This window comes from Ferviditalea candida (assembly GCF_035282765.1).
Lineage (GTDB): Bacteria > Bacillota > Bacilli > Paenibacillales > KCTC-25726 > Ferviditalea > Ferviditalea candida.
On the sequence record NZ_JAYJLD010000015.1, the window covers coordinates 78,242 to 88,915 of the forward strand.

10 protein-coding genes and 2 other annotated features (1 of these 12 running past the window's edge) are annotated in these 10,674 nt (G+C 51.7%); of the genes, 2 read left to right on the plus strand and 8 right to left on the minus strand.

Translation table 11 applies throughout. The features are described from left to right. Window positions 1-136 (minus strand) — a binding site (T-box leader) (it extends 135 nt beyond the left edge of the window). 61 nt (window positions 137-197) lie between these two features. Next, window positions 198-468, minus strand: a binding site (T-box leader). Between the two features lie 68 nt (window positions 469-536). The 7 genes from VF724_RS11725 to VF724_RS11755 all read right to left on the minus strand — a co-directional run bounded on the left by VF724_RS11725 (window position 537) and on the right by VF724_RS11755 (window position 5,485). After that, window positions 537-917, minus strand: coding sequence for a YidH family protein (locus VF724_RS11725; RefSeq protein ID WP_371754433.1), 381 nt, complete (start codon window positions 915-917; stop codon window positions 537-539). A gap of 134 nt (window positions 918-1,051) precedes the next feature. Beyond that, window positions 1,052-1,846, minus strand: coding sequence for an ABC transporter ATP-binding protein (locus VF724_RS11730; RefSeq protein ID WP_371754445.1), 795 nt, complete (start codon window positions 1,844-1,846; stop codon window positions 1,052-1,054). Then, window positions 1,846-2,766, minus strand: coding sequence for an ABC transporter permease (locus tag VF724_RS11735; RefSeq protein WP_371754434.1), 921 nt, complete (start codon window positions 2,764-2,766; stop codon window positions 1,846-1,848). Before VF724_RS11735 ends, VF724_RS11730 begins: the two co-directional genes overlap by 1 nt. A gap of 71 nt (window positions 2,767-2,837) precedes the next feature. Next, window positions 2,838-3,905, minus strand: coding sequence for an ABC transporter substrate-binding protein (locus VF724_RS11740; protein WP_371754435.1), 1,068 nt, complete (start codon window positions 3,903-3,905; stop codon window positions 2,838-2,840). Window positions 3,906-4,093: 188 nt separating this feature from the next. Continuing rightward, complete coding sequence (locus VF724_RS11745; protein WP_371754436.1) at window positions 4,094-4,852, minus strand: YwmB family TATA-box binding protein; 759 nt, start codon at window positions 4,850-4,852, stop codon at window positions 4,094-4,096. Between the two features lie 74 nt (window positions 4,853-4,926). After that, complete coding sequence (gene copZ, locus VF724_RS11750; RefSeq protein WP_371754437.1) at window positions 4,927-5,130, minus strand: copper chaperone CopZ; 204 nt, start codon at window positions 5,128-5,130, stop codon at window positions 4,927-4,929. A gap of 19 nt (window positions 5,131-5,149) precedes the next feature. After that, window positions 5,150-5,485, minus strand: a complete 336-nt coding sequence (locus VF724_RS11755) for a metal-sensitive transcriptional regulator (RefSeq protein ID WP_371754438.1) — start codon at window positions 5,483-5,485, stop codon at window positions 5,150-5,152. Between the two features lie 324 nt (window positions 5,486-5,809). Here VF724_RS11755 and VF724_RS11760 point away from each other — a divergent pair, with 324 nt between their 5' ends. Further along, complete coding sequence (locus VF724_RS11760; protein ID WP_371754439.1) at window positions 5,810-8,026, plus strand: heavy metal translocating P-type ATPase; 2,217 nt, start codon at window positions 5,810-5,812, stop codon at window positions 8,024-8,026. 82 nt (window positions 8,027-8,108) lie between these two features. Here VF724_RS11760 and VF724_RS11765 read toward each other — a convergent pair whose 3' ends face one another. After that, on the minus strand, window positions 8,109-9,014 hold the full coding sequence (locus VF724_RS11765; protein WP_371754440.1) for a LysR family transcriptional regulator: 906 nt from the start codon (window positions 9,012-9,014) through the stop codon (window positions 8,109-8,111). A gap of 149 nt (window positions 9,015-9,163) precedes the next feature. Here VF724_RS11765 and VF724_RS11770 point away from each other — a divergent pair, with 149 nt between their 5' ends. Then, entirely contained in the window at window positions 9,164-10,192 is a 1,029-nt protein-coding gene (locus VF724_RS11770) for a YeiH family protein (RefSeq protein ID WP_371754441.1), read from the plus strand. The last annotated feature ends 482 nt before the right edge of the window (window positions 10,193-10,674 follow it).

Consider the following 10,674-nt stretch of genomic DNA (forward strand, 5'->3'; position numbering starts at 1 on the left):
GATGTACCCGGCATCCGCCGCCGCTCCATCCCGCCGCTCACGGGCGAGTTCGGGAAGCCCCTTCACTGCGTTGCACCAACCCGCAGCTCTCTGAAGAATTCAGGCTTTTCCTACTACTCCCGATCATTGCCTTTTGCTTAATTCAGTTAATAATTAACGCTCTTTCGATCCCAACAGCCAAAAAGCCCGCCGTCTCATTAAGAGACGACGGGCATTATTCCCTCGCGGTACCACTCTTCTTGGCCGAAAAATACCGGCCCACCTCTAACGCTCAAGACCGTGTCCGGACAGCAGTCTGTTCGCGCATACCCGATTACGGGGGTCAACCGTCAGGATGTACCCAATCCAACGGACTGCTCCGTCCTGCCATTCGCGGGCGAGTTCGGGAAGCCACTCACTGCGTTGCACCAACCCGCAGCTCTCTGGCGGTCATGGTTGTTCCCTATTGCTCCCGGTCATCATGCTTGTGATTTTGGATTAATACAAATAATAATACGCAATTTTGGCGATGTCAATACATCGGATATCCAAATTTTTTAATTCACGAACAAAATGATGACCAACAGAATCAGGAACAAATCGACGAGTCCCAGCCCGGCAAGGGAAATCCATACGATCAAGCCGGGTGATCGAAACATTTCCCCGTTGATGTCCCGCCGCTTAGTGAAATAGTCCTTGCCAGCCAAGACTGTGATCACCCCTCCGAGCAATACGCCGAAGATGCCTACATAAATGGCGATCAATTGCGCCGAATGCCCAGCAGGTGTGGCGCGGAAGATAATCCCGGCCGCCAAAAAACCCAGACCCACCATGCTGATTCCCGTCCGCACCCAAGCCAAAAAAGTTCTTTCATTAGCCAGATGCTGCTGGATATAGCGGGAATCAACGGAATCAACCGTTTTGTCCCGATCCTTCATTTCCGTTTCACCGCCCTGGAAGTTGATCTGTCTTGCCGCTATTATTTCACAGTCCGAACTGTCATTTCAACCGGGCAGCAAAAAATCCATCTTGTCCAAGATGAAAGATGGATTAGTTGGAAATTAGTTGGATATCACATCAGCACTACACGGTCATCGGCGAATTTCTGACCGCGGATTTTCTCGAATTCTCGAAGCAGTGATTCCACTGTCAGCTCGTGCTTGCGCGCTTCCGGAATGTCCAAGATGATTTTTCCCTTATCCATCATGATCAGACGATTCCCGAGACGAATGGCTTGATCCATATTATGCGTCACCATCAGCGTCGTCAGATTAGCTTCGCGGACGATCTGGTCAGTCAGCCTCGTAATCAGCTCTGCGCGTGACGGGTCAAGCGCAGCGGTATGCTCATCCAACAGCAGGATATCGGGCTTTGTGAATGTCGCCATCAGCAAGCTGAGCGCTTGTCGTTCCCCGCCGGAAAGCAATCCGACTTTCGCGCTTAAACGATGCTCCAAACCGATTCCCAGTTTGGACAGCTGTTCCTTGAAGACCGCGCGCTTCGCCTTGGTTACACCAAAGGACAGACCTCTCTTCTTTCCCCTGGAATATGCCAGTGAAAGATTTTCTTCTATCGTCATTCTCGGCGAAGTGCCGGCCATCGGATCCTGAAATACACGGGAAATCCATTCACTGCGGCGATGCTCCGGTACGTTCTGAACCTCCCGGCCATTAATGCCGACTGATCCGCTGTCCGGAATCAACACGCCCGAGATGATGTTCATCAGCGTCGATTTGCCCGCACCGTTGCTCCCGATAACGGTAACGAAGTCACCCTGCTTCATTTCAAGCGTAATATCGGACAGCGCGACCTTCTCATCGACTGTGCCGGCGTTGAACAGCTTTGTTGCATTGCGTATGGTCAGCATCATTGGTTACCCCCTTGGTGGGATCCTTGTGCGGGAGAAGCTGTTTGAAGCTCAGCGCTTCTTTTTCTAATCATCGCTTTCTTGCGGAAAGCCGATTGAATTCTCGGAAGAACCAGTGCAATGACTACGATCATCGAAGTCATCAGCTTCATATCCTGAGGATTTAATCCCCAACGCATCGCGGCGGCAACAATAACCCGGTAGACGATCGCCCCAAGGGCCACGGCGAGCGTCGCCCGAAACACGTTCTTGGCTCCGAAAATCGCTTCCCCGATAATTACGGAAGCCAACCCGATGACAATCATTCCGACCCCCATCTGCACTTCGGCAAAACCTTGCTGCTGCGATACAAGCGCGCCGGAAAGAGCCACCAAACCGTTGGACAGACTGACCCCGATGATGGTCGTCGTATCCGTATTGACGCCGAAGCTGCGGACCATCCTGTCATTGTCGCCCGTGGCGCGGATCGACAGCCCGAGATCGGTATGCAGGAACCAATCGAGCAGCAGCTTCACGGCCAGAACCACGAGCGGCATCACCAAGAGCACCTGCATGCCGGTGAACAAGGTATCGATTCCCAGCAAGGGTACGTTCGCTTTTCCCATGATCCGCAGATTGACCGAATACAGGGCAATCATCATCAGAATACCGGAAAGCAGCGCATTGATTTTCCCTTTTGTATGCAGAAGGCCGGTAATCGCCCCGGCGGCAACTCCCCCCGCAAAGGCAGCAACTGTCGCCAACAGCGGCGATTGCCCGGATGCTATCATCACGGCGGCGATCGCCCCGCCGGTGGTGAAGCTTCCGTCCACAGTCAAATCAGGGAAATTCAATACGCGGAATGTCAAGTAAACGCCTAAAGCCATAATTGAATATAGGAGTCCCAATTCCAACGCACCCGTAAAAGCAACCAGATTCATCCAAAAACCTCCGTAACGAATCGAAAGTGACCCGGTAAGATGCCGGGCCACCTCCTTAATGATTGACTGGATTATTCAATAATATTTTTCGGATCCTTCACCATGCTCTTCATCGCATCGGTTACTTCAATGCCTTCGTTCTTTGCAGCTTTCATGTTAATGGCAAGATCCAGATTTTCCGGGAATCCAACCGGGATATCTCCAGGTTTTTTACCGTTTTTCAGAATATCTACCGCCATTTTACCAGTGGTGTAGCCAAGATCGAAATATTCAAAGCCATAGGAAGCAAATCCGCCGCGTTTCACGGAATCTTTCTCGCCCACGAACAGCGGAAGCTTATTCTTTTCAGCCACTTGAATCATGGATTCAAGAGCAGCGACGACGGTGTTGTCTTTCGGCACGTAAATCGCGTCAACGCGTCCGACAAGCGATTCAGCGCCTTGTTTGACTTCCGAGCTGTTGGTTACCGCTGCTTTCACGACTTTAATGTTATGTTTGGCAAGCGCTTCTTCAGCTTTCTTAACATTGATCAATGAGTTCTGCTCGCCTTCATTGGCAACGATTCCGATCGTCTTCACCTTGGGAAATTGCGAGGCGATGAAGTCCATCAGCTTGGTGATCGCTTCCGGATGCGTATCAGACGTACCCGTTACATTTCCGCCCGGTTTTTCAAGACTTGACACAAGCTTGGCTCCCAGCGGATCGGTAATCGCGGTGAACAAAACCGGGGTATCCGTAATTTGTTTAACGACAGCTTGTGCGGATGGCGTCGAGATTGCCAGGATCAGATCTTTTTTGTCAGCAGCGAATTTCTGGGCGATGGAGGTGTTGTTGCTCATATCTCCCTGCGCAATCTGCGTATCCACTTGCAGATTGTCACCTTCAGTGAAACCGTTATCTTTCAGTGCGGCAAGAAAACCGTTGCGTGCGGCATCAAGCGAAGGATGCTCAACAATCTGCGTAATTCCAATCTTGACGACTTTCTTTTCTTCCTTCTTCGGTTCAGGCGCCGAACTTTGAGCCGGCTGTTCAGAAGGCTTCGCCGATTCCTGCGGTGCAGCTTGTTTGCTTTGTCCGCATGCCGACAGCACCAGCATGGCAATAAGCATAAAAGCTGTAAAGTGATAAAGCTTTTTCATTGAGATATGCCCCCTTTTTTCTGTATAAGTCCATTTCCAACATTTAGTGCGCAAAAAAATAGAAAACATCTATGCACTATTAGCCTATTGATATCTTATAATGGTTTTCCAATGCTAGTCAAATGTTTTTTACCATTGGTAGAAAGTAGCTTGGGAGCATCTGGAACAGCGGATTAGATCCCGCCTTTTCAATATTCCGTCACGATGACGGGAACGCCCAGGGTGACACGCAGATTGTTGGTTTCCGTCACCCGATGCACTGCCGCCTGCAGGTTCATCGGACGGCTGCCCGTTCGAACGGACTCTTTCATCTGCGGCGTATAATAGGAAATACTGCTTGTCCGGGCGTCCTCATAGCTTTCAACTTTGCTCGCTTGCAGCTTTTGGCCCAGACGGTTCCATAATTTCCGAACGGCTGCTTCGCCGCCGTCCTTCGCTTTCAATACCCCCTGAATGGTCGTATTCCACTGCGGATGCAAGTCGAGAGCCCGCAGTCCGGCAGTCAGCCGATCGCGAAGCGTTTCCAGCGGATCGAGCGAAGATACCTCGCGGCCCTGTACCTTCACAAACAAGTAGGTCGGTCCTCCTTCTTTCATTCCCAAGATAATCAGCGTTGCCGTGATACCGTCTTGTGAGCGCAGAACCGCCTCATAACGCAGATGCGTTCCCTCTTGAAGCTGAACGGTCCCCGACGGCAGTCCCAATAGATCGCTTGTGCGCTTTCCCAACTCCAGGAATTCGCTCGAATCCGTGAAGCTTTTAAATACAGTACCGGCCTGCATCACGACGCCGACCGGTCCGTCCAGCTCCTGCCGGGAAAAACTCCAAAGCTTTTGCGCATCGCTAGCCTGTTCGGCAGTTGACGAATAAGAATTCCATCCGCACAAGATCATGATTATGAATAATACAAGTATTGCCATTCCCTTGTTTTTTCTCAACCAAAGCATCGGAAGCATCCCTTTCCTATGAATCTAGTAACAGGATGTCCCGATAGAATGCCATTTATACGAGATTTGCTGATTTATTGCTTGACTTCATATCCCTGATCCTCGATGGCCTCCTTGATTTGCTCCAGAGTAATTTTCGATTCGTCATATTCAACTGCGACGGTTTTGGCGGCCAAATCGACTTTGCCGGAAGCGCCGATTTCTTTCATCGCCCCTTCCACGGCTTTCACGCAGTGCCCGCAGGACATGCCTTCCACTTGCAATGTGACATTCCGCATATAATCTTCTCCTTCGTCATTATTTCATCAGCTTGTTAACGGTAATCAGAAGCTCGTCGAGAATCTCCGGATCACCCTCTTGGATCCGTTCCACGACACAGGTTTTCATGTGATTTTCCAGCAGGAGCTTTCCGACGCTGTTCAAAGCCGATTGGACAGCGGCAATTTGATTGAGCACATTATCACAGTATGTATCCTTTTCAATCATGCCTTTAATGCCTCGAACTTGCCCTTCGATCCGGTTCAGGCGCGCAACCAGATTGGCTTTAACCTTGGCGGAATGATGGCTTTTTCTTTCCGAGCCTTCAACCTGGCCGTGACAGCTGTCGCCAACCATTGCCTCCTCCTGTTCCATCGGCCCCAACCTCCTCTTAGGAATAATGTTATCAATCCGCTTCTTCCGAATCAAGCCGATTTTCACGATTTCTGAATATCTAAATTATACCATACCCCTATAAGGTATATAAATATTCAAAAAATGCGACCCACCCCCAGAACGGAGCAAACATCACCGGAAACGGAACCGGCAGTGGCCAACCAGCCCAAAGCTGATAATGAATGACGTTGTGTTTTGTGGATTAACCGTATTGATTTTTCCGGTCGGATGTTTTTTGCGACATAAAAAGAATTTGCTTTCATAAACTTGTACAAAAAGTTTTGAGTCCTAACGGAGGCCGACATGAAAATTGAACCACAAACGGAAGAAACCATTCTGACGATAACCGGCATGACCTGCGCCGCCTGCTCCGCCCGAATCGAGAAAGCGCTCGGCAAGATGGAGGGCGTCGAACAGGTCAACGTAAATCTGGCTCTCCATCGCGCTTTTGTCCGGTATGACTGCGATCAACTTACTCTCGATCAAATCGAGGAGAAAATTCGGCAAGTCGGCTACGGCGTGGCCAAACAGACGGTTAGGAGCAGCCAATCACAGCCGTTCGGAACCTCGAGCACCGCCAGAAACCGCCTGATCGTTTCCTTTATCCTGTCAATCCCATTATTCTGGGCGATGGGCGCTCACCTGCAAATTCTTCCCGAAGGGCCGGCGCTGCTGCACAGCCCTTGGTTTCAATTTGCCATTGCGACGGTGATTCAGTTCGGGATCGGACTTCCTTTTTATATCGGAGCTTTTCATGCCCTCCGGCAAAAAAGCGCAAACATGGACGTGTTGATCGCTCTTGGAACCTCCGCCGCATATTTTTACAGCCACTATTTGACGTTTCACTCGATCCGGCATCCCGCTGAGCATCCCATGTATCTTTACGACGCTTCGGCCATGATCATCACGACGGTGCTGTTCGGGAAATGGCTTGAGGCAAAGGCCAAAAAACGGACGCTCAGAAGCCTTGATCACTTCTATGACGCAAATTCCGGAATGACTACGGTGATTCGCGGAGGTGTGGTCAAAAAGGTTGCGGCCCGGGATATTCTTGTCGGGGACACCGCGATAATCGGTCCCGGCGAGCGAATCGCCGTTGACGGACGCGTCATCGAGGGCTCTTCCGATGTGAATGAAGCGATGATAACCGGTGAATCGCTGCCCAAAGCGAAACACCCGGGTGATCCGGTCATCAGCGGAACGCTCAACTTGAACGGCACCTTCAAAATGATCGTCGACAAGACCGGAGACGAAACCAATCTCGCCCGGATGATCCGCTTGATGGAGGACGCCCAATATTCCAAAGCCCCCATTCAGCGGATGGCGGACCGCATTTCCGGAATTTTCGTGCCTGTCATTCTAGTCGTTGCCGGTCTTACATTTATCGCATGGAATTGGCTGCTCGCTCCGGGAAATACCGGACTGGCCATTGAACGGATGATTGCGGTCATGGTCGTTGCCTGTCCGTGCGCTCTCGGTCTGGCCACCCCGACTTCGATTCTGGTGGGGACGGGAAGAGCCGCGGAACTGGGTATCTGGTTCAAGGAAGGCAAACAGCTTGAGGTGCTTCACGGTGTCGATACGATCCTCTTGGACAAAACCGGTACGGTCACTTCGGGACGGCCGCAGATTACGAATATCTGGACGAACCTGATTTCCGAAAGCTCCCTGCTCAGCTATGCGGCTGCCGCCGAACGCTATTCGGAGCATCCGCTGGCACGGGCGATTGTCGTCAAAGCCCAATCTGAGAAATTGACGCTTCCGGCTTCAAGGGGGATCGAATCCTTTCCCGGGTACGGAGTGGCCGCCGTTGTCGGCGAGGTCCGCGTCATCGTCGGCAACCGTGCGTTGCTGCAGCGATACGGTATAAGAATGAACCGTTTCGCCGAAGCATGGGCCGATAAGCGGGAACGGGAAGGAAAAACGGTAATTCACGCGGTTATCGGAAATCAGCTTGCAGGCATGCTTGCCGCAGCAGACTCGGTCAAGCCTTCGGCCAAACAGGCGGTTGCCCGATTCGCCGGCTGGAACAAAGATATCATCCTGATCACAGGCGACAATATTCACGCTGCGCAATCCGCCGCCAAAGAATTGGGAATCGCCAGGGTTTATTACGAATCGTTCCCCGAAGAGAAGCTGGAGCTGATTCGTTCCCTGCAATCGCAAGGCAAAAAAATCGCCATGGTCGGCGACGGCATGAATGACGTCCCGGCCCTTGCGGCCGCCGATGTGGGCATCGCCCTCGGTACGGGAGCCGATATCGCGTTGGAAGCGGCGGATATGAATTTATCCAAAAGCGATTTGAACGGAGTCGCAGATGCCATGGAAATCAGCAAAAGGACCGTCCGCAACATTCAGCAGAACCTCGGCTTCGCTTTTCTTTATAATGCCGTGATGATTCCGTTCGCCGCCGCAGGCTGGCTGCCGCCATGGGCAGCGGGTTTGGCCATGGCCATGAGCTCCGTAACGGTTGTCATGAACGCCTTAAGGCTGCAGAAAATAAAGGTCCGCTCCACGTAACGGAGTACACTCGCCCGGATCATTCAATCCGCGGTTCAACGATTCGATCCAATCCTTCACCGCTTCAAGCGCATCGTGGTTATCATCTTGATCCTTCGTTTTCCGTTTGCGCCGCATGATCTCTCAGGATCTCCATGAAGATCTCCATGGCTTTTGTTTGAAACGGCGCGGCTTGCTTGATCACCGAAAATTTGCGTACAAACGGCAGCCCCTCGATTTGAATCGTTCGCAGCGTACCCAACGACAGTTCCTTGCGGATCGCCCAGGAGGACAACAAGCTGATGCCAATGCCCGCCTCTACCGATTCCTTGATGATTTGCGTGCTGCCGAATTCCATGATGCTTGCAGGATAAAACTGAAATTCGGCGAACATTTTTTCTGCGGCTTCCCGCGTCCCCGAGCCTTTTTCACGAATGATCCAAGTCTCCTCCGATAAGTCTTTAACGGTCCACCGTGCCTGCCGCGAAAGCGGATGACCGGCGGAAACGATGACCACCATCGAATCCTCGGCCAGATGCCCGATTTCCAGCTTCTCATGTGAAAACTCCCCTTCGACCACGCCAAGATCCAGTTCATGCCCGGCCACGAGCTCGGCAATTTCTTTGGTGTTGCCAATCGTAATGGAGGGCTGAATCCTCGGAAATTGCTTTCGAAGATGAGCGATCAAACGCGGCAATACATACTCTCCGAAAGTATAACTCGCCCCGATGTTGAGGTTCCCGCTCGCAGTGTGCATAAGGTCGTCTACCAGGCCCTGCATCCGCGTGTACAACCCCAGGATTTCCCGCGCATGGTGATACACAATTTCCCCCGCTTTGTTCAACCGGACGTATTTGTTGCTTCGATCCAACAGCTTCGTCCCCAGAGTCCGTTCAAGCGTTTGAATATATTGGCTTACCGCCGGTTGAGTCATATGCATTTCTTCCGCCGCGCGCGTAAAATTCCCTCTTTCAGCCACCGCAACAAAAACCGTCAGCATTTGATCCATATGCGCTCACTCCTTATATGCATACCTTGTACGTTTACCCTTTATTTTATCATTAGTAATCGCTTATGGCAGTCATCAGTATGATTTATTTTTCTTATTTTAAAAAACAGGTTATGCTACATTTACATCGAATCTAGGAGGAGTCACTTATGGCAAATCAAGTCATCAAGAATTTACATTGGGGGATCAAGGAGGACATTCCATCATGGACCGGCGGCATTGCCTTCACATTCGGAATTGCGCTCCTCGGATACGGATTGGCCATCCTCCCCGGCTTTGACCATATCGGCCAGCTTGCGGCCGCGATTCTGATCGCCGTCATCTATCGCCAGATTTGGGGATACCCGGAACGGATCCGCTCCGGCATTCAATTTTCGTCCAAAAAACTGCTGCGGCTTGCCATCGTCCTGTTCGGCTTGAAGCTCAACATCGATGTCGTGCTTCATCAGGGATTTGGATTGCTTGTCCGCGATGCGGGAACGATTATCTTCTCTGTCTTGGCAACGGTTTGGATCGCCAAGCTGCTGAAGGCGGACGCTCCCTTATCGCTTCTATTGGGGATCGGCACCGGAGTATGCGGGGCTGCCGCAATTGCCGCAGTATCGCCGATTCTGAAAGCGAAGGAAGAAGACACGGCAATGGGAGCCGGCATCATCGCGCTGGTGGGGACAATCTTCGCCATTGGCTATACACTGATAAGGCCCTACCTGCCTTTGAGCGATATCCAATATGGCATTTGGTCCGGTGTCAGTCTTCATGAGATTGCCCATGTGGCTCTGGCTGCCGCGCCGGCCGGACAAAATGCGCTGGGCGATGCGCTGTTGGCCAAATTGGGAAGAGTGTTCCTGCTCGTTCCGCTCAGCTTTGTCCTTGTGTATTGGATGAAACGGAAAGGGAACGCGCATGCGGGCAGCAGCAGAATCGAATTCCCCTGGTTTCTGATCGGCTTTATCTTCATGAGCATTTTGGGAAGCTATGTGTTCGGCAGGCTCGTAACGATTCCCGGCTATTTGATGAACGATATTTCGAACGGCACAACATTCTTATTAACCATGGCGATGACAGGACTCGGGCTGAATGTGAATCTGCGGGAGCTCCGCGCAAAAGCGTTCAAACCGCTGGCAGCCATGCTGATCGTCTCCATCCTGCTCTCGGCGATCTCATACGTCGCACTTTAACAGCTTGCTAACAATTTGCACGTTCAAACCGGAATATTGACAATACACCCGGCTTACTTGCGTGACCACCCTCCCTGAACGGCGATACCGGCGGATCGATTAGACTGCGAAATCACGAATCGAATCCGGATCCTTAAACACAATCGCCATGCCTGAAAAAAGGAGCTCCCATGGAAATCGGGAGCTCCTTTTTTCAATTTTGACAGTTGACTCAAAGCCTTAACATTATTGCCAAGTTTGGCTCTGAGACGCGCCGGCGTGGTTTCCTTCTATCCGTTGGCGACCACTGCACCCAGCACACGGCGCCGCCCGCGGCAATCCACGCCGTTGCTTGCAGACCCCACGCGTCTGCGGCAAAACCGGCCAGTGTCGGATTGTCGGGCTCAAACGCCCAAATATTGATGCTGGATCTCTTTATTGGCCAGCAGCTCGTCCGGATCAAGCTCGCAGACGATTCTGCCTTTGTTCATAATCAGGATTTT

Bases quoted from the DNA above. Each gene is read 5' to 3' on its own strand.
- VF724_RS11725 (WP_371754433.1), bottom strand. From the start codon at position 917: ATGAAGGATCGGGACAAAACGGTTGATTCCGTTGATTCCCGCTATATC.
- VF724_RS11730 (WP_371754445.1), bottom strand. From the start codon at position 1,846: ATGCTGACCATACGCAATGCAACAAAGCTGTTCAACGCCGGCACAGTC.
- VF724_RS11735 (WP_371754434.1), bottom strand. From the start codon at position 2,766: ATGAATCTGGTTGCTTTTACGGGTGCGTTGGAATTGGGACTCCTATAT.
- VF724_RS11740 (WP_371754435.1), bottom strand. From the start codon at position 3,905: ATGAAAAAGCTTTATCACTTTACAGCTTTTATGCTTATTGCCATGCTG.
- VF724_RS11745 (WP_371754436.1), bottom strand. From the start codon at position 4,852: ATGCTTTGGTTGAGAAAAAACAAGGGAATGGCAATACTTGTATTATTC.
- copZ (WP_371754437.1), bottom strand. From the start codon at position 5,130: ATGCGGAATGTCACATTGCAAGTGGAAGGCATGTCCTGCGGGCACTGC.
- VF724_RS11755 (WP_371754438.1), bottom strand. From the start codon at position 5,485: ATGGAACAGGAGGAGGCAATGGTTGGCGACAGCTGTCACGGCCAGGTT.
- VF724_RS11760 (WP_371754439.1), top strand. From the start codon at position 5,810: ATGAAAATTGAACCACAAACGGAAGAAACCATTCTGACGATAACCGGC.
- VF724_RS11765 (WP_371754440.1), bottom strand. From the start codon at position 9,014: ATGGATCAAATGCTGACGGTTTTTGTTGCGGTGGCTGAAAGAGGGAAT.
- VF724_RS11770 (WP_371754441.1), top strand. From the start codon at position 9,164: ATGGCAAATCAAGTCATCAAGAATTTACATTGGGGGATCAAGGAGGAC.